21 protein-coding genes are annotated in these 18297 nt (G+C 68.5%); 10 read left to right on the top strand and 11 right to left on the bottom strand.

What is annotated here, in order from left to right; translation table 11 throughout:
* Nucleotide 1 precedes the first annotated feature (1 nt).
* Together EV652_RS09400 and EV652_RS09395 are read right to left on the bottom strand one after the other, a co-directional pair.
* Nucleotides 2-325 (bottom strand): plasmid stabilization protein, encoded by a 324-nt coding sequence (locus tag EV652_RS09400; RefSeq protein ID WP_132208649.1) that lies wholly within the window; start codon nucleotides 323-325, stop codon nucleotides 2-4.
* Nucleotides 326-362: 37 nt separating this feature from the next.
* Nucleotides 363-1370, bottom strand: a complete 1008-nt coding sequence (locus EV652_RS09395) for a DNA topoisomerase IB (RefSeq protein ID WP_132208648.1) — start codon at nucleotides 1368-1370, stop codon at nucleotides 363-365.
* A gap of 89 nt (nucleotides 1371-1459) precedes the next feature.
* Between EV652_RS09395 and EV652_RS09390 the strand changes: the two genes are divergently transcribed.
* The 4 genes from EV652_RS09390 (at nucleotide 1460) to EV652_RS09375 (ending at nucleotide 4355) form a co-directional block, all read left to right on the top strand.
* Nucleotides 1460-1633, top strand: a complete 174-nt coding sequence (locus EV652_RS09390; protein WP_132208647.1) for a CsbD family protein — start codon at nucleotides 1460-1462, stop codon at nucleotides 1631-1633.
* A gap of 88 nt (nucleotides 1634-1721) precedes the next feature.
* The gene (locus tag EV652_RS09385) at nucleotides 1722-2588 is read left to right on the top strand and encodes a hypothetical protein (protein ID WP_132208646.1); all 867 of its coding nucleotides are present in this window, start codon (nucleotides 1722-1724) and stop codon (nucleotides 2586-2588) included.
* Between the two features lie 38 nt (nucleotides 2589-2626).
* Entirely contained in the window at nucleotides 2627-3532 is a 906-nt protein-coding gene (ku, locus tag EV652_RS09380) for a non-homologous end joining protein Ku (RefSeq protein WP_132208645.1), read from the top strand.
* Between the two features lie 103 nt (nucleotides 3533-3635).
* A complete protein-coding gene (locus tag EV652_RS09375) occupies nucleotides 3636-4355 on the top strand; it encodes a sulfite exporter TauE/SafE family protein (protein WP_132208644.1) in 720 nt (239 codons plus the stop codon).
* A 5-nt stretch (nucleotides 4356-4360) separates the two neighbouring features.
* Here the strand turns inward: EV652_RS09375 and EV652_RS09370 are convergent, their stop codons facing one another.
* The 3 genes from EV652_RS09370 to EV652_RS09360 all read right to left on the bottom strand — a co-directional run bounded on the left by EV652_RS09370 (nucleotide 4361) and on the right by EV652_RS09360 (nucleotide 7124).
* Nucleotides 4361-5029, bottom strand: a complete 669-nt coding sequence (locus EV652_RS09370) for a hypothetical protein (protein ID WP_242001665.1) — start codon at nucleotides 5027-5029, stop codon at nucleotides 4361-4363.
* 105 nt (nucleotides 5030-5134) lie between these two features.
* On the bottom strand, nucleotides 5135-5797 hold the full coding sequence (locus EV652_RS09365; RefSeq protein ID WP_132208643.1) for a DUF6766 family protein: 663 nt from the start codon (nucleotides 5795-5797) through the stop codon (nucleotides 5135-5137).
* Nucleotides 5798-5825: 28 nt separating this feature from the next.
* On the bottom strand, nucleotides 5826-7124 hold the full coding sequence (locus tag EV652_RS09360; RefSeq protein WP_132208642.1) for an MFS transporter: 1299 nt from the start codon (nucleotides 7122-7124) through the stop codon (nucleotides 5826-5828).
* Between the two features lie 95 nt (nucleotides 7125-7219).
* Here EV652_RS09360 and EV652_RS09355 point away from each other — a divergent pair, with 95 nt between their 5' ends.
* Together EV652_RS09355 and EV652_RS09350 are read left to right on the top strand one after the other, a co-directional pair.
* Entirely contained in the window at nucleotides 7220-7693 is a 474-nt protein-coding gene (locus EV652_RS09355; protein ID WP_132208641.1) for a MarR family winged helix-turn-helix transcriptional regulator, read from the top strand.
* 18 nt (nucleotides 7694-7711) lie between these two features.
* Entirely contained in the window at nucleotides 7712-9814 is a 2103-nt protein-coding gene (locus EV652_RS09350) for a thiamine pyrophosphate-dependent enzyme (protein ID WP_132208640.1), read from the top strand.
* Here EV652_RS09350 and EV652_RS09345 read toward each other — a convergent pair.
* On the bottom strand, nucleotides 9807-10283 hold the full coding sequence (locus EV652_RS09345; protein WP_132208639.1) for a DnaJ family domain-containing protein: 477 nt from the start codon (nucleotides 10281-10283) through the stop codon (nucleotides 9807-9809). The genes EV652_RS09350 and EV652_RS09345 overlap by 8 nt on opposite strands.
* Before the next feature lie 211 nt (nucleotides 10284-10494).
* Between EV652_RS09345 and EV652_RS44005 the strand changes: the two genes are divergently transcribed.
* From EV652_RS44005 to EV652_RS09330, 4 genes are read left to right on the top strand one after another with little or no spacing between them, the layout of a single operon-like run.
* Entirely contained in the window at nucleotides 10495-10650 is a 156-nt protein-coding gene (locus tag EV652_RS44005; protein ID WP_158441132.1) for a hypothetical protein, read from the top strand.
* 30 nt (nucleotides 10651-10680) lie between these two features.
* Nucleotides 10681-12225 carry an aldehyde dehydrogenase family protein gene (locus EV652_RS09340; protein WP_132208638.1) on the top strand — a complete coding sequence of 515 codons (1545 nt, stop codon included), beginning with the start codon at nucleotides 10681-10683 and terminating at the stop codon, nucleotides 12223-12225.
* Nucleotides 12225-13382, top strand: a complete 1158-nt coding sequence (locus tag EV652_RS09335; RefSeq protein WP_132208637.1) for an NAD(P)/FAD-dependent oxidoreductase — start codon at nucleotides 12225-12227, stop codon at nucleotides 13380-13382. The genes EV652_RS09340 and EV652_RS09335 overlap by 1 nt, the downstream gene beginning before the upstream one ends.
* Complete coding sequence (locus EV652_RS09330) at nucleotides 13382-14320, top strand: ornithine cyclodeaminase family protein (protein WP_132208636.1); 939 nt, start codon at nucleotides 13382-13384, stop codon at nucleotides 14318-14320. Before EV652_RS09335 ends, EV652_RS09330 begins: the two co-directional genes overlap by 1 nt.
* Here the strand turns inward: EV652_RS09330 and EV652_RS09325 are convergent.
* From EV652_RS09325 to EV652_RS09305, 5 genes are all read right to left on the bottom strand, one after another.
* Entirely contained in the window at nucleotides 14313-15056 is a 744-nt protein-coding gene (locus tag EV652_RS09325; protein ID WP_132208635.1) for an SDR family NAD(P)-dependent oxidoreductase, read from the bottom strand. The genes EV652_RS09330 and EV652_RS09325 overlap by 8 nt on opposite strands.
* A complete protein-coding gene (locus EV652_RS09320; protein ID WP_132208634.1) occupies nucleotides 15053-15541 on the bottom strand; it encodes an SRPBCC family protein in 489 nt (162 codons plus the stop codon). The genes EV652_RS09325 and EV652_RS09320 overlap by 4 nt, the downstream gene beginning before the upstream one ends.
* 115 nt (nucleotides 15542-15656) lie before the next feature.
* Nucleotides 15657-15983, bottom strand: a complete 327-nt coding sequence (locus tag EV652_RS09315) for an ArsR/SmtB family transcription factor (RefSeq protein ID WP_132208633.1) — start codon at nucleotides 15981-15983, stop codon at nucleotides 15657-15659.
* 84 nt (nucleotides 15984-16067) lie between these two features.
* On the bottom strand, nucleotides 16068-16727 hold the full coding sequence (locus tag EV652_RS09310) for a hypothetical protein (RefSeq protein ID WP_132208632.1): 660 nt from the start codon (nucleotides 16725-16727) through the stop codon (nucleotides 16068-16070).
* Nucleotides 16728-16947: 220 nt separating this feature from the next.
* Nucleotides 16948-18297, bottom strand: a complete 1350-nt coding sequence (locus EV652_RS09305) for an aromatic amino acid lyase (protein ID WP_132208631.1) — start codon at nucleotides 18295-18297, stop codon at nucleotides 16948-16950.

Raw genomic sequence — 18297 nt, 5'->3', positions numbered from 1 at the left:
GTTATCGGCCGACAGCCTTGGCCAGCTGGGCTTTGCTCATCTTCGAGCGGCCCTTGACGTTCTTCTGCTTGGCCTCGTTGTAGAGCTGTTCCTTGGTGCGGCCCTTGGAGCCGCTGTGGGAGCGCAGACCGCCGCGCCGGCTGGACGAGATGTCCTGGATGGACGAGCGGCTCTTCTGCTTGGCCTCGCCGGAGCGGGCACGCTCCTTGTTGACCGTGCGGGCCGCGATTTCTTCCGCGGTGCCCTCGCTCCGGCCGCTCTTCTTCAGCCCGGCCTTGATGTGCTCGTACTGCCGCTCACGCTTCGGGCTCGATCCTGCAGGCATTATCTGCTCCTTTCACATCGCGCGCCCTGTACCCCATTCACCCCTCCGTAAGCAACCTCGCCACCGAGCGCTCCAAGGCCGCGCGGGTGTCCTCGTCGTTCAGGTCGTCGCCGTGCCGGCTGACGGCCGACGCAATCGTGCGGCCCTCCTCGTACTGCGTGACGACGCGCGGATCGACGTACGACGACCTGGCCACCGCCGGGGTGTTGCCGAGGTGATCGGCGACCTCGGCGAGCATGTCCTTCACTGCGGCGTTGAGGGCCTTCTTGGTGATTGGCGGGTCCGCTTGAGCCAGGTCCACTGCGGCGTGCACGGTGGCGGTCCAGGTGCGGAGGTCCTTAACGGTGAAGTCGTCACCGACCAACTCCTGGAAGCGCTCGTTGATCATGGTCGCGTCGATCTCGTGATACCCGTCGCGATCCCGGTAGACCAGCAACTGTGGCTCGCCGTGGCGGGTGCGTTTGAGTGCGGAGACCGCGTCGACCAGGCGGTTGTCGTCCAGCTCGATCACCCGGTCGACGCCGCCCTTGGCGACGAAGTCGAAGACCAGTTTGCCCTTGCGGACACGCACGTCATCACGCAGCAGGGTCGCGGCGCCGCGACTGCCGTGTTCTTCAGCGTACTGCGAGTTACCGGTTCGGAAGACGCCGTAGTCGAGCATCCGCAGCGCGACTGCGAGCACCCGTTCGCGGACGAGCCCCTTGCGGCACAGATCCCGATCTACCGCTTCCCGGAACGCTGGGAGTTTGCGGGCCAGCCGTCGTACCCGATCGTGTTTGTCGGCGTCCTGGGTGGTGCGCCAGTCGCCGTGGTACAGGTACTGCCGGCGCCCGGCGTCGTCGGTGCCGGTCGCCTGGAGATGACCGTTCGGGTACGGGCAGATCCAGAGGTCTTTCCAGGCCGGCGGGATGGCGAGCGTCCGGATCCGGTCCAGCGTGTCCTGGTCGGTCACCCGTTTGCCGTCGGCATCGAGATAGGCGAATCCGCGCCCGTGCCCCCGCCGGGTGAGGCCAGGACCGTCCGGATCACTGCGTCGTAACCGCATACCGACCGATACCCGCCCCGCATGCATGGACCCCGGAACTGGGGGGCACCCGAGGGCCGACAGCAACCGGCCCACGAAGGAGAAAACCGATGGGTATCGGAGACAAGATGAAGAACGCCGCTGAGGAAGCCAAGGGCAAGATCAAGGCGAAGACCGGCGACGCGACCGACAACCGCGATCTGCAGGCCGAGGGCGAGACCGAAGAGTCCGTGGCCGCCCTGAAGCAGGCCGGCGAGAAGGCGAAGGACGCCTTCAAGAAGTAGGCAGAGCAACTGGACGCCACCCCAGCGCAAATACCCCCGCGCGCTGGGGTGGTTCTGTGCGAGGGTGAGTTCCGGTAGCGTCGGTAGGGTGGACTTCGAGGAGGCGGCTGATGCGTTGTATGCGGCGTCGGCCGCGGACTTCATTGCTACTCGCAACGAGCTGGCGAAACAGCTGAAGTCGGACGGCGATCAGCTGGGATCGACCCGGTTGAAGGCGATGCGCAAGCCGACCGTCGCCGCCTGGGTGACGAACCTGGTCGCGCGGGAGCTGCCGGACGAGCTGGACGACCTGCTGGCGCTCGGGGACGAGTTCCGCGAGGCGACCGCGGACCTGGACGGCGACCGGCTGCGTGACCTGACCCCGAAGCGGCACAAGCTGCTCGACCAGGTGGCCAAGGCCGCCACCAAGCTGTCCGAACAGCAAGGCCAGAAGGTCAGCGCCGATGTCGGCCAGAAGCTGCGCGAGACCCTCGACGCGGCCTTGGTGGACCCGGCCGCGGGCGACGCCGTCCGCGAAGGCCGGCTGAGCAGCGCCCTGCGGCACGTCGGTTTCGGTGTCGTCGACGAGAGCGGTGAGCCCACCAACGTCACCCAGCTGACCGACGAGCGCCGGCAGAGGGCTCGTCAGCGCCGCAAGGCGGAGACCGCGGCGGAGGAGGAAGAGTCGGCGGCCACCCGCAGCAAGCGGGAGAAGGCCGAGCGAGAGCAGGAAGAACGCGAGGCCGCGGAGAAGACCAAGGCCAAGAAGGCGTTCGAGGACGCGGTCTCGGCGGCCCAGGCGGCCGAGGCGACGGTCGAGGACCTCGACAACCAGCTCGACGACGCGCGCGAGGCCCTCGCCGACGCCCAGGAGCTGGTACGGCGGCTGGGCGCGGAGCTCGACGACGCGCGCCGGGCCGCCCGGGACGCACAGAAGGAGAGCCGGGAGGCACGGAAGCGGTACAACCGCCTCTGACCTGGGTACCGGCCTGAGCACGTGGAGAGGAGTCGGCCATGGCGCGGTCGATCTGGAGCGGGTACATCAACTTCGGGCTGGTCTCGGTGCCGGTCGGGCTGTACAGCGCGACCGAGGAGCACGAGGTCGACTTCCACCAGTTCCAGAAGGGGACGTCGGACCGGATCCGGTACAAGCGGGTGAACGAACGCACCGGCCGCGAGGTCGACTACGAGAAGATCGTGAAGGGTCACGACATCGGCGGCGGTGAGTACGTCATCATCGAGCCCGACGAGCTGGACAACATCGCCCCGGGCAAGTCCCGATCGCTGGAGATCTCCACCTTCGTCGATCTGGACGAGATCGACCCGATCTACTACCAGAAGAGCTACTACCTCGGGCCGAAGGACGGCGACAACGCGTCGTCGTACGCACTGATGCGGGACGCGCTGAAGAAGACCAACCGGGCCGGGATCGCCAAGTTCGTGATGCGCGGCAAGGAGTACCTGGCCACCATCCGGGCCCAGGACAAGGTTCTGGTGCTGGAGACGATGTTCTTCGCCGACGAGATCCGCGACCCGGCCAAGGAACTGGACGATCTGCCGGCGAAGTCGAGTGCCGGCAAGCAACTGTCGATGGCGGCCGACCTGATCGAGGCGATGAGCGGCGAATGGAAGCCCAGCGCCTACAAGGACACCTACACCGAACGGGTGAAGAAGCTGGTCGAGACCAAGCGCAAGGGCAAGGAGGTCGTCTTCACCGAGGAGGAGCCGGAGGCAACGACTCCGACCGACCTGGTCTCGGCACTGCGCGCCAGCGTGGAAGCGGCCCGCAAGTCCCGCACCACCAAGAAGTCACCGGCGAAGTCACCCGCCAAGAAGACGACTGCCAAGAAGACGGCGAAGAAGTCGGCGGCGAAAAAGACCACCGCCAAGAAGGCGTCCACCAGGAAGAAGGCTGCCTGACCGGGCACCGTTCTTCGCTATAGTCGCCGCTCGTGCAGGTGACATTCGCGGACGGCAGCAGCACCGAGCTCCAGATCCATCGCACCACTCACACGGGTCCACGGTGAGCGCCGAGCTCCTGCTCGGCGGCGTCGTTCTGCTCGGTGCGTCGGTGCAATGGCTGACCGGCATGGGTTTTGCGCTGGTCGCCGTACCGGCGCTGGTGCTGCTGCTCGGGCCGAGTGACGGGGTCGCCCTCGCCAACTGTGCGGCCGGTGTCATCTGCCTGGTCGGGTTGACGAGTGGCTGGCACCTCGTCCGGCTGAGGGCGATGGTCCCGCTGATCCTCGCGTCCGCGTGCACGGTCCCGCTCGGCACCTGGTTCTCGAACCATCTGCCCGAGTCCGCCCTCCTCATCACCATGGGCGCCCTGGTCACGATCGCAGTCCTCGTGATCATGCGCGGCGTCCGGGTGCACGCCCTCAGCGGACTGAAAGGCGCGCTCGGTGCGGGCGCGGCCGGCGGTTTCATGAACGCGTCGGCGGGCCTCGGTGGCCCGCCGGTGTCCCTGTACGCCGTCAACGCGGGCTGGACGATCCGTGAGTTCGTCCCGAACGCGCTCTGCTACGGCGTCGTCGTCAACATCTTCTCCGTCGCGACGAACGGCGTACCCCGGCTCAACGGCGGCACCTGGGCCGCGGCAGCCGCAGGCCTGACCGCCGGCGCCTTCATCGGCAAGGCACTCGCCGGTCGAGTCCCCGAACACCGGGCTCGGCTCCTCGTCCTGCTCCTCGCCCTGATCGGCGGCATCTCGACACTCCTCAAGGGCGTGCTCGGCGCCTGACCAGCTCATCCCGTACGACGGCCCTCATCGCCAGGCGTAGGAAGCAGGTACCTGCTCGGGTTGGCCGGGGCGCCGGCGTCCAGCCAACGGTGGAAGCCGTCGGGGTTGCGACGCTCGAACTCGTCGAGGCAGATCCGCCGTACCTCGGCCACTGCCTGCCGGTCGCGCGCCCCCGCGCCCTGGGCGAGCGTGGTGGCGGTCTCGGTCCAGACGCCGCAGAGCTCCTCGATACTGAGCGGGCACTTGAGCGAGGCGATGAGCTGCTCGTCCTCCTGCAGCTCCGCGTCCTTCAACTGCGCGAGCTTGCGCTGATGACGCGACGGGCGCGGCCGGCGCTCAGGCGTCACCAGGTCGATCAACACGAACAGCCCGGCGACGACCAGCGCCACCGCCAACCCGGCCGCACCCCAGGCCAGCAAACGCACCAGCCCCGGCAGGCACAGCACTCCAGCGGCCGCGGCCCCCGCGACGATCACAGCGGATTCGTACGGCGCATCGTCCGTAACGTGCCGGACTACCGCGGCCAGCGGCCAGACCAGCGCGAACACCACGAGCAGCAGGATCGACGCGGCCAGCGGACCCAGCAGCAACACCCCAGCGAGCACGCCGGTCGTGCCGACGCCGAGCGCACCCGCGATGGCCATCCGACGCATCAGCGGGGACGGCCGCCTCACCGGAACTCACCCACGACACACCTCACGTGTACCCGCCCCACACCACACACCTATCCCCAGAACGAACGGCCCCTTCCGACCGTTCCCACCCAGGAGCGCGCCCAATCAGGCGCCGGTGTCCGAATGTGGGGCGTGGACGGGCTTCGACTGGGCCGATCGACGCTGGCGCAGGTAGATCGAACCGCCGACGATCGCGGCGACCGCGAGGAACTCGCTCTGCCAGTTCTGGAACGACTCGTACCAGAACTGCGAGGTCTGCACATACCCCCAGGTGCTCACGGCTTCAGCACCGTGCAGCCCCTGCTCCTCGCTGTACGCCGCCGCACCTGTGACGGCGTGCAGCCAGAACGACAGCAGGAACACCAGGCCGAAGGCGATCGCGAGCGAGTTCTCGTACAACTTCAGCAGCGCCGCCGACCCATGCCGGACCGGCCAGGGCGCTTCCCGATCGGTCCGGTGGTTGCGCGGATCCTCGTCTTGCGGGGCGGCCTCCTCGAGCGGCCGGGACTCCGCCGACCCCTTCTGCACCAGGTATGCGGTGAGCAGGACGTACATGCCCATCTGCAGGAACTCGGACTCCCAGTTCTCGAACACCGCCTCGCCGAAGGACGACGAGACGACGTACTGCCCCAGGCTCTGCGGCGGCTGCCCGTGATCGGCCAGCTCAGCGTTCTCGTGCGCGTGCCCGGTGAGCAGCAGTCCGACCAGGAACAGCACGAACAGCACGAGGTTGGCCGTGAGCAGCGCCCGCAGTCGAATCCATCGCATGTTTCACCGGTACCCGACCTCAACCGGTTCAGGCAACGCTTGGCACCGGCTCCGCCTGGTCGAGCGGGTTCGCGATCTCGTCCGACGGCATCCGGCCGAAGAACACGACCAGGAGCGACACCAGTGCAGGCCCGACCCCGGCGATGATGAACACCGTCGTCAGCCCCAGTACGGCGCCCGCCGGGCCGGCCAGCGCCATCGACACCGGCATCAGCAGCAGCGAGACGAAGAAGTCCAGGCTGGCGATACGCCCACGCAGGTGGTCCGGCACCCGGCGCTGCAGCAGCGTCCCCCAGATCACCATCGCCGCCGAGCTGGTCACACCGACCACGGCCGCACCGGCCATCATCATCCACAGGTCGTGGGCGAACCCGAGCACCACGATCGGCAGTGACCCGACACCCCACAGCAGCGTCATCACGGTCAGATACCGCCGCGGCAGACTCCGCGACGAAATGAGCAACGCACCGGCTGCCCCGCCGATCCCGAACGCCGCCAGCACAAGGCCGAAGTCACCCGGCCCACCACCGAGCTGATCCCGGACGGCGAACGGCAGCAGCACCTCGAGTGGTCCCAGGATCAGCAGCACGAACACCGTGCCGAACAGCAGTGACGCGAGCAGCCAACGGGTCCGTCGTACGTAGCGCCAGCCTTCGCGCAGGTCACCGAGGATCGACTGCTTCGCGGGCCGCGGTTCGACGTCCTCGACATCACCCGGCTCGACCGGCTCGAACCCGCTGGACGGCACCCGCATCGCGAGCACGCACCCGGCCGAGAAGAGGTAGGTCAGGGCCGTCACCAGGATGGCGACTCCCGGTGACATCGCCGCGATCGCCAGACCACCCAGCGCCGGCCCGGTGGCCTGCTGGGCCAGCGGCCGCAGCGTGCCCTCGAGACCGTTCGCCGCCAGCAACTGCTCGGGCGGCAAGAGCTTCGGCACGAGAGCCGTGTAGGCCGGAATGAGGAAGGCTTCACCGGCTCCGATCAGGACCGCGGCGGCAGCGAGGTGCCAGATCTCCAGCAGTTCGGACAGCGCAAAACCGGCGACGACCAGCAGCACCAGACCCCGCACGATGTCCGCCGTGATGATCACGCTGCGCTGCGACAACCGGTCGGCCGCGATCCCGCCGAACAGCACGCAGACGACCAGGCCGATGCTGTACGCCGTCGTCACCACGGACAACTGGACCGGCCCGCCGCCGAGCTCGATCACCTGCCAGGCCAGCGCGACCAGCCACAGCCCGCTGCCGAGCAGAGCGACAGCCAACCCGGTCCACAGCAGCCGGTACTCCCGATGCCGCAGCGGTTGAACTGCCTTCCAGCTCACGTGATCCTCCCCTAGGTCGTCCCGCTGAGCATACACAGACAAACAGTTCACGTGTCAACTGTTGCGATGCGCACCCAGCGTCGTACACTCTCACCATGCCGACGACGATGAGCACCGATCAGCTCGGTGCCTGGCGAGCGATGTACCGCGCGGACACGCTGCTGTTCACGCATCTCGACAACACGCTGCGATCCCGGCTGAAGATGGGGTACTTCGAGCACGAGGTGCTGCGGATCCTCGACCAGGCCGGTGGCCGGCTGCGGATGGCGCCGCTGGCGGAGCAGCTGATGATCTCCCGCAGCGGCTGCACCCGGCTCATCGGCAAGCTCGAGGACAAGGACGGCTGGGTCGTCCGCCGGAACACCCCGGAGGACCGCCGGGCCACCTGGGCCGAGCTCACTGCGGCCGGGCGGGACGCACTCGCGGCTGCCCAACCTGTGGTCGAGGCTGTGGTGTCGACGTTCTTCGCCGATCATGTATCAGATGAGGACCTTCGCCGCGCGAGCAGAATCCTGGACGTCCTGGCCGACGCGAACCCGAACGACGACGGGTTCGACTGCGGGCTCTGAGACCGCGGGCGCCAGGCCGTGAACAGCGTCGACGAGCGGTTCGCCGACCGCGTCCGTGCGCTGAAGCCGACGCCGGGCGACCTGCCGGAGGACGTGCTGCGCAGCCTGTACGACGCTCAGCTCGGCAGCCGGCACGCCGACCTGGCCGCGCGGTGGATGCAGTCGCAAGGTCAGGGTTTCTACACGATCGGATCGGCCGGCCACGAGGGCAACGCCGCCGTCGCCGCTGCGCTGCAGCCCACTGACCCGGCCCTGCTGCACTACCGGTCCGGCGCCTTCTACCTCGCCCGCGCCGAGCAGTGCGGCTCGAAGGAAGGGCTGCGCGACATCCTGCTCGGCGTCGCCGCGGCCACTGCCGAACCGATCGCGGGCGGCCGGCACAAGGTCTTCGGCCGGCACGACCTGGCGATCATCCCGCAGACGTCGACAATTGCATCCCACTTGCCGCGGGCGATGGGCGTCGCGTTCTCGATCTCGCGGTCGGCGAAGCTCGGCGTACCGTCGCCGTGGCCGCAGGACGCGATCGTGGTGACCAGCTTCGGCGACGCCTCGGCGAACCACTCGACCGCGACCGGCGCGATCAACGCCACCCTGCACGCGTCGTACCAGGGGCTGCCGATGCCGCTGCTGCTGGTCTGCGAGGACAACGGCATCGGGATCAGCGTGCGGACGCCGGAGGGCTGGATCCGGCAGGCGTACGGTCAGCGTCCCGGCCTGCGGTACTTCGATGCCGACGGCACCGATGCCGCCGCCGCGTTCTCGATGGCAACGGAAGCCGCGACGTTCGTCCGGCGCAACCGGCGGCCGGCGTTCCTCCGGCTCCGGACGGTCCGGCTGCTCGGTCACGCCGGATCGGACGTAGAGGCGGCCTATCGCTCCCCCGCCGAACTGGCCGCCGACGAGGAGCTCGATCCGCTGCTCGGTACGGCGCGATTGCTGCTCGGAGCCGGCTACACGCCCGATGACGTGATCGAGCTGTACGAGGACAAGCGGTCCGAAGTGATGCGGATCGCGGCCGAGGTCGCGGGATTGCCACAACTGTCGACAGCGGAAGCCGTTGCCGCACCGCTGCGCTTCCCTGATCCATCGAGCGTCGCAGAATCGCTCCCCGAGCGCAGTACGACGACGGATCGGCTGACCCTGAGCCAGTCGATCAACCGCGCACTGGCCGACGTACTCGCGTCGTACCCGGAGGCGATGGTGTTCGGGGAGGACGTCGGCCGCAAGGGCGGCGTGTACGGCGTGACCCGCGGACTGCAGAAGGCGTTCGGACCGGCACGGGTGTTCGACACCTTGCTGGACGAGCAGTCGATCCTCGGACTGGCCCTGGGCGCCGGGGTGTCCGGATTGCTGCCGATCCCGGAGATCCAGTACCTCGCGTACCTGCACAACGCCGAGGATCAGCTGCGCGGCGAGGCGGCGTCGCTGAAGTTCTTCTCGCAGGAGCAGTACTCGAATCCGATGGTGCTGCGGATCGCCGGCTACGGCTACCAGAAGGGGTTCGGCGGCCACTTCCACAACGACGACGCGATCGGCGTACTGCGCGACATCCCGGGCATCGTGATCGCGTCACCATCCCGGCCCGACGACGCGGCCGCGATGCTGCACACCTGCGCGGCGGCCGCCCGCTCGTCCGGGACGGTCAGCGTCTTCCTGGAGCCGATCGCGCTCTACCACCGGCGGGACCTGTACGAGGACGGGGACGACGCGTGGCTGACGTCGTACGCGACTGAACCGGTGCCGATCGGGCGTGGCCGGACGTACGGCGACGGGACCGGACTGACCATCGTCACCTTCGGCAACGGTGTCCCTATGAGCCTCCGGGTGGCGGCCAGAGTGCCCGGCATCCGGGTGCTCGACCTGCGCTGGCTCGCGCCACTGCCGGTCGAGGACTTGTTGCGTGAGGCAACCGCAACCGGGCGGGTGCTGGTCGTCGACGAGACCCGTCGCTCCGGCGGTGTCTCCGAAGGTGTCCTGGCCACCCTGATCGACTACGGGTACACCGGCCGGCTGGCCCGGGTCGCCAGCCACGACTCCTACGTGCCACTGGGCGCGGCCGCTCACTCCGTCCTGGTCAGCGAGCGGGAGATCGCGACGGCTGCCCGCGAACTGCTCAGCTGAACAGCTTCTGCCAGAAGGATTTCTTGGGCGGCGTCTCCGGCGAGCTTGCCTCGTTCGCACGGGTCGGCTCGGGGCGGTTCGCGCGCCAGTGCTCGAGGATCTCCTCCTCGTCGACCGTGCCGACCGGGACGACCGGTCCGGTGGTGTCGCGGATGCTGACCAGGATCCGCTGGTTCAGGTCGGCGAGGTAGTCGCGCACCTCGGACTCACGGCGCATCCGGGCGACCGTCTCCTGGACCTTCTGCTTCTCCTTGCGCAGCTGGACCGCGGGCGGCAGCAGTGCCCCGGTGTCGATCTTCTCCCGGCGGATGAAGTCCTTCACCCACCAGTCCGGATCGTGTGACTCCGCCAGCTGCAGTGGCTTCCCGGCACCGGCGAGGTCGTCGAACTCGCCCGCCTTCTGAGCCTGCTGGATCTGGGCTTCGACCCAGTCCTGAGTCTTCATGCCCGGTGGCTTTCGCTGGGTCATGCCCACACCTCATCTGTCCTCATCGACAGTTGCTCCGGCACACACTCTACCGGCTTGTGAATGCAGTCACAAGGGACGAGGGATACTGGGACGGTGACTCTGACCGACGATGAGATCGCGGCGCTGACGCCGGCCGAGCGGCGGGATCTGATCCTGCGGCCGGCGCGGCGGTGACCTCACCCAGGCCCTGCTCAGCGCCTTCCTGGTCGAGTTGCCGCTGGCCTTCATCCTGATCGCCGGCCCGCTCCGCATGCTGCGGTACGTCGCCGTCCGTCACGGCCTCATCCACCCGCACATGCACCTGTGGCGGATGCCCATCCCGATCCCCGATCTCTACCCCGACCGCAAGCTGCCGCCCCGCGCTTAGGGTGGGGTTCAGACCAGGAAGGGGATGCGCATGGCGGTTGAGGTTCTGTCGGTCGTGGCCGGTGAGCGAGTCGCGGAGGGGGTACGGCGTACGTCGTCGACCAACCCGGCTCAGCTGAGCGATGTCGTGGGGACGGTCGGCAGCGCGGGACCAGAGGTGTTCGTCCGGGCCGCCGAGGCGGCCCGCACTGCCCAGCCGGCCTGGGCCGCGACGCCGGCACCGCAGCGCGGTCAGGTCATCGCAAACGTCGGCCGGCTGATGACCGCCAACAAGGAACGGCTCGCCGCCCTGGTCACCCGCGAGATCGGCAAGCCGATCGCGGAGGCGCGCGGCGAGGTGCAGGAGATCATCGACACCTGCGACTTCTTCATCGGCGAGGGCCGCCGGCTCTACGGTCAGACGGTCCCGTCCGAGATGCCGGACAAGCAGCTGTTCACGTTCCGCCGCCCGGTCGGCACCGTCGCGGTGATCACGGCCGGCAACTTCCCGGTCGCCGTACCGTCCTGGTACATCGTGCCGGCGCTGCTGTGCGGCAACACAGTCGTCTGGAAGCCGGCGGAGTACTCGGCCGTGGTGTCCGACGCGTTCTACGAGATCTTCGCGCACTCCGGCGTACCGGCCGGGGTCTTCAACGTCGTGTACGCCGACGGGCCGGACACCTTCACCGGTCTCGAGCAGGCGCTCCAGGCCGGCCTGGTCAACAAGGTCGGCTTCACCGGATCGAGTGAGGTCGGCACCCGGATCGGCGAGCTGTGCGGTCGTCACCTGCAGACCCCGTGTCTGGAGCTCGGCGGTAAGAACCCGATGATCATCACCGAGGACGCCGATCTCGACCTCGCCGTCGAGGGTGCCCTGTTCTCCGGCTTCGGTACGGCGGGTCAGCGGTGCACGTCCCTCGGTACGGCGATCGTCCATCGGTCGGTGCACGACGAGTTCCTGGATCGGTTCGGCCGGGCGGTCGCGGACGCGGCGATGGGTGATCCGACCCAGGACGTGCTGTTCGGGCCGCTGCTGGACGAGAAGTTCGCGGCCGGATTCGAGAAGTCGCTGCACTGGATCGGCCCGCACCACCGGGTCATCGGCGCGACCGGCCGGGTCAGCGCCGAGAACCCGCGGAAGGGTTTCGTCGGCGACCCCGCGGCCGGACTGTTCTACCACCCGGTGATCGTCGCCGGGGTCCGGCCGGACGACGAGTTGTTCCTGAACGAGACCTTCGGGCCGATCGTGAGCGTCGCGACGTACCACGACCTGGACGAAGCGATTGCCCTTGGCAACAAGTCTGGGTACGGCCTGTCCAGCTCGATCTACACCACCGACCCGAACAAGGCGTTCCGGTTCGCGCAGGGGATCTCGGCCGGCATGGTGAGTGTGAACAACTCGACGTCCGGCGCCGAGGCACACCTGCCGTTCGGCGGGAACGGCAAGTCCGGCAACGGTTCCCGGCAGAGCGGCGTCTGGGTGCTGGACCAGTTCACCCGCTGGCAGTCGATGAACTGGGACTACTCGGGCAAGCTGCAGAAAGCACAGATGGACACCGGGACGGTCGCGGCCGACCTCTCGTTCCAGCTGCCCTGATGGCGGCGAGGCTGCCGGACGCCGCCGACGTGGTGATCGTCGGCGGCGGGGTGATGGGCACAAGCATCGCGTTCCACCTCGCCGAGGCGGGCGTGGAACGCGTCCTGCTGCTGGAACGCGACGAGCTCGGCTCGGGCTCGACCTCGAAGGCGGCCGGCGGCGTCCGCGCGAACTTCTCCGACGAGCTGAACATCGCGCTCGGCGCCCGCAGCCTGGAAGCCTTCGCCCGCTTCGGCGAACGCCCCGGCCAGGAGATCGACCTGCACCGGGTCGGCTACCTGTTCCTGCTCGAGACACCGGACCAGGTCGAGCTGTTCCGCGAGAGCACCCGCTTGCAGAACGCGGCCGGGCAGCCGACCCGCATGCTCGATGTCGACGAGGCCATCGCGCTCGCACCGATCGTCTCGGCGGAAGGCCTGGCCGGCGCCTGCTTCTCCCCGGCGGACGGTCACTGTACGCCGGAGTCCGTCGTACTCGGGTACGCCACGGCCGCGCGCCGACTCGGCGCCACCCTGGTCACCGGGTGCGAGGTCGTCGGTATCGAGGCCGAGGGCAACCAGATCCGCACAGTCCGGACCAGTCGCGGTGATGTCCGGGCCGGCACAGTGATCTGTGCGGCCGGCGCCTGGTCCGCTCATCTGGGCGACCTGGTCGGAGTCGACCTCCCGGTCACACCGCTGCGGCGGCAGATCGTCGTGACCGATGCGATCGCCGATCTCCCGTCCGGCCTGCCAATGACGATCGACTTCACCAGTACCTTCTACTTCCACCGCGAAGGCCCTGGCCTGCTCATCGGAATGTCGGACCCCAACGAACAGCCAGGCTTCCATCTGAACCGCACCGACACCTGGCTCCCCCGCCTCACCGAGGCGATGGAACACCGCGCACCTTCCTTGCTCGATGTCGGCCTGACCGGCGGCTGGGCCGGCCTCTACGAGGTGACCCCGGACCACAACGCCTTGATCGGCGAGGCCGACGGCGTGTCCAGATTCCTTTACGCCACCGGGTTCTCGGGCCATGGATTCCTCCAGGGCCCGGCCGTCGGCGAGATCATTCGCGACCTGTATCTAGGTCGCGAACCCTTCGTCGACATCAGTCCACTCCACGCCCGTCGCTTCCACCTGAACACCGCACGCGCCGAGTGGAACGTCGTCTGATGACCCTGCTCCTCACCCGCTCCGACATCCTCGACCTGCTCGACCCACCCGCAGTCTTAGCGGCATTGCGCACCGGCTTCCAGCATCCCGCCGAGACCGAGCCACTCCGCATTCGCACCGACCTCCCAGGCCCGGGTACGGCGACCGCCCTGCTGCCCGGAGTCATCCCGGGCGTGCCCGCCTACACAGTGAAGGTGAACGCCAAGTTCCCAGCGGCCTCGCCTGCCTTGCGTGGTGTCGTCTGCCTGCACGACCTCACCGACGGTTCGTTGCTCGCGGTGATGGACTCAGCCACGATCACCTCGTGGCGTACAGGCCTCGCCGCAGCCCTCGCCACCGACGCCCTGTCCACACCGGCCTCGTCCACCGTCGGAGTCATCGGCGCGGGAGTGCAGGCGGCTATGGTGATTCGCGGGCTGGCCGAACTACGTGGCCTGACCAGCCTCGTGATCCATGACCTCGATCCGGTCCGAGCGTCCGATTTCCTCGCTGCGCAAGGGATTCCCGGTGCTACTGTGAGCAGTCCGGCGGAGGTGGCTGCCCGTGCGGACATCGTCGTACTGGCTACCTGGTCCCGGCAGGCGCTGCTCTCGGCGGCGGATGCGAGGCCCGGACAGCAGCTCACCACATTGGGCGCCGATGAGCCGGGAAAGGTGGAGTTGGCCGAGGATCTGCTGCGCAAGGCTCGGGTTGTGGTCGACGACATCGAGCTCGCGGTGCAGATGGGTGCTCTCGGGAACGCCCGGCTCGGCGCCGACGACGCCCACGCCACGTTGACCCAGGTGCTGACTGGCGCCAAGGCCGGCCGCGAGTCGGATGATCAGGTCACCGTCTACGCACCTGTCGGTCTGCCCTGGCAGGACCTGGCGATCGCCTGGCCCGTCTACCAGGCCGCCGTCGCGGCCAAGCACGACCGCACGATCGACTTCCTCAGTTGACGACCGCGCCGACGGTGAGGTTGAGGGCGGTGCCGGTGAGCGCGCGGGCCTGGTCGGAGGCGGCAAAGACGGCGACGGCTCCGACGTCGGACAGGGTGGCGGCTCGTTTGAGCATGGTGCGGGCGGCGGTGTCCTTTTCGAGTGCGCGGCGGAGGTCTTCCGGGTAGGTGTCCGGGTTCGACTCGGGGATGCCGGCGGTCTGCAAGGTGAGGACGCGGATCCCGTGGGGGCCGAGTTCGCAGGCCAGGCTGCGCCGGAGCGCCTCGACCGCGCCGAAGCCGACCTGGAATCCACCGAGGTTCGCCATCGGGTCGCCGTACCCGCCGAAGGTCAGGATGACGCCGGAGCCCTGCTTGATCATCTGCCGGGCGGCCGCGCGTGAGGTGAGGTAGAAGGTCCGCAAAGCCGTTGCCACCGGCAACTCGAAGTCCTCGAGCGACATCTCGACCAGGGGTGTGCCGAAGAACTGCGTGTGCCCGATCAGGTTGAACGAGATGTCGATCCGGCCGACCTTCTCGGCGTGTTCGTCCACGGACTTCTCGTCGAGCGCGTCCACCACGCCCGTCTCGGCCTGCCCGCCCGCGGCACGGATCTCGTCCGCCACCTGGTCCAGGGTCTTCTGCGTCCGGCCGGCCAGGTGGACGATTGCTCCTTCGACCGCGAAGGATTTGGCGACGGCACTTCCGATCGGGCCGGCCGCGCCGTACACGATCGCGTGCTTTCCGGTCAGCATCATGCTGGTGCCTCCTTTGACAGTTCGATGACGAGGTCGTCGAGTTGCTGCATCGAGGCGCGGATGCCGTGCTCCATACCGGTCTCGACGTACAGGTCGCGGTCCTCGACCGCGTGGAAGACGGTGTTCTGCCGGAGCGTGGTCACCCCGTCGGCCTCGTCGAAGGTGATGATGTTCAGGTAGACGACGCCCGGCTGCTGGTCGAACTCGTACGTCTGCACGATCCGCTCTGGCGACGGCGTTCCGTGGTACAGGCCGTGGAAGACATAGCCCTTCCCGTCGGCGTCGTAATGCGTCCAGCGCCAGCGACCGCCGTGCCGCGGGTCCAGCTGGTTCACGGTCAGCGTGAGCCCGGCCGGTCCGAGCCACCGCGGAAGCAACGCCGGATCGGTGTACGCGCGGAACAGCAGCTCGCGTGGTGCGTTGAAACGCCGAGTGATGATGACCTGCGGTACGCCGGGCTCCGCGATGACCTGCATGCCGGTCATGGGGCCTCCCGGCCTGGACTGAGGAACGGAGGGAGCGTAGCGACTGGAGAGACGAGGGAAGGCCGGGAGTCAAAGCCCCATGACCCGCCGCGCCGGAGGCGTGGCATCAGTTCCGTCATGTCGCGTCCCTCAGTTCGTCGAGCAAGTCGTCCAGGCGGTCGAAGCTCTCGGCCCAGTACGCGCGGTAGTCCATGAGCCAGCCGACGGCCTCGCGCAGCGGTTCCGCCTCGAGGTGACTCAGCCGTGCGGTCGCGCGCCGGCTCCGGCTGATCAGACCGGCCTGCTCCAGCACCTTCAGATGCTTGGAGACAGCGGGCTGCGACATCGCGTACGGCGCCGCGAGCTCGGCGACGGTCGCGTCACCGTCGCGCAACTGCCGCAGGATCGCGCGCCGGGTCGGATCGGCCAGCGCCGCGAACACGCCGCTCAGCTGATCGGGCATCTTCTGTAACCATCTGGTTTTGAAACCATATGGTTAACGATGCGCGCAGAGCTCCGCCCTGTCAACCCAACCGGGTCGTTGGGATCAGGGCTCTTCGTTGCGGGGGTCGTCGGCCGGGTCCTCCGGCCAGTTGTCCGGGTCGCACCACTCAGGGTCCCAGCCCTGCTGGATGCAGTACTGCCGGAGAAGTTCTTCACGAGTCGGCGGCGTCGTGCTGGGTCGCGGCGGACTGGTCGTCCTCGTCGGCTTCGGCGTCCTGGTCGGCGTCGACTCGGACCGCTCCGCCGTCTCCCTCTCGGTGGTGCGCGTCTTCGTCGGCTTGGGCGTCGGCTTCCGGGTCGGCGTCACCGTGGTCTTCTGCACCGGCGGCGGCGCCGAGGTCGGCTGGGTGGCCTTCGGCGGTACGACCGTCGGAGTCGCCGAGGGGGTCGGCGAACTGTCGTCGACAACGTGGACGGCCTGCGAGCCGCCGGAGTCGCCGCCGAACAGACCGATCGCGGACAGGGCCCAGAAGTTGACTCCGAGAAGGAGCACCATCCCGCCGATGCCGGCGTACATCGCCTTGCGGGACGCGCCAGCGTACCGGCCGATCGGACCGCGGACGGCGTTGCCCTTGCCGTCGACCCAGAACCGCCAACCCTCCGGTGGCGGTGGCCAGGACGGATCAGGACGCCATGTCTTCGGCGGGACCCAACTACGACGGGGCGGCGACGGCCAGGTCGGCGGGACCACGAACCGCTTCAACGAACTCCTCCATCTCCGCCGACCAAACCCGACTCAGGCTAGTGGATCCAACTGAGCCCCAGACACCCCCGCCAGGGTCAGGTCTTCGTTCAGATTCACACGCCCGCACCCAGGCCAACGACACAGACCCACCGCAAGCTACTTGCGACTTCCGACCACCCGCGTGTCGCGCTGGATTTTTCGATCAACCCATGACCGGGGTCACTGACAGATCAGGGGGCTAGAGGACCGAATCCAGCAACCTGGTCAGGTCCTCGCCGAACGGCCGGTCAGCCTCGATCGGCGGTACGACGCTCGCCACGGCGTGCAGCAGTTCCTGCAGTCCGGGCGGGATCGGGCGCTTGGACAGGGCGAAGGCCTGGTGAACGGCGAGGAGTTCGCAGGCCGTGACTTCGCGGGTCAGGCGGATCGCTTCGGCAAGGCCGCCGACTGCCTCCCAGGAGAAGCTCTGCACGTCCTCCTGACCGTTGGAGGTCTCCGCCGTACTGGTTGCTGATGGCAACGTCAGGCGACGGAGGGCGTGGCTGGTGGCGACGGCTCGCTTGTGGACGGCGACCAGACCTGCTTGTGGGCCTGGTTCGTGCGCGAGCTGAGCGGGCAGGCCGGTGACAGCCGGGTCGAGCAGGCGGTGGAGGCGGGCCGTGGAGACCTCGGCCGCGTGCGCGAGGGCCGCGGTCAGGTGATCGCAGTGCGCGGCGAGGTCGATCCCGTGGAATCCCGCTGTACCGATGAACTCGCCGTCCAGGTACGCCGGCGAATCGGTCACACCCGTGAACGCCCGCTCGACCGCCCCTTCGAGCTGACTGAGTGATCGCCGGACATGCGCGATGACGTGACCTGCCACGCGAAACGAGACAGGGGCTTGGAGCGAGCGCGGCTCGTCCTCAGGGCCGGCAGTCTCGCGGATGCGGGTGAGCTCCGCCGCCAGTACATCGTCGCCTCGAGCGGTGAGCGGGTGATAGGGATCGCGATTGGCCGCGATCACGGCGATCGACCCGGCGGCGACCGCGGTCAGGTGGTCTGCCAGCCGTCGGGTCCGCGTGGCGTGTAGCGCCGCCCGCCCGGTCGCGCCCGGAATGCCCGCGAGCAGAGCGATGCCCTCTTTGGGACCGAGCTCGAACACCTCCGCCAGTGGACCGAAGGCGTGGGCGAGCGGAATGATCTCGCCGGCCGAGCCGGCGCCACCTGCGGGGATCGCGGGCACCTGACCGCTGTTGATGACGTCGGCCAGCTGCTGGATCAGCTCGATGGAGACGCCCGCATCACCGGTCAGGAACGTGCGGAGCCGGCCGATGAGCACCGCCCGGGCTTCGTCAGCCGGCAGCCAAGGGGGTCCACCGACGGCTCGGCCCAGCAGCAGGTTGCGTTGGTGCACGCGCTGTTCGTCGTCGGTGAGGCGACGCTTGCTCAGGGCACCCATCCCGGTGTTCACCCCGTAGACCGGGTCACCTGTGGCGAGGGAGCGGAGCAGGTCGGCCCGAATGCCGGCGAGGCGGTCGAGCAGCGAGGACGCGAGCTCGACAGGCTCGGGACTGGCCGGGTCGAGGTCCGACGGCTGGGTGATCAGCAT

Origin of the sequence: Kribbella steppae (assembly GCF_004342025.1) — a bacterium.
Lineage (GTDB): Bacteria > Actinomycetota > Actinomycetes > Propionibacteriales > Kribbellaceae > Kribbella > Kribbella steppae.
This window is presented reverse-complemented; position numbering and strand designations above follow the sequence as displayed.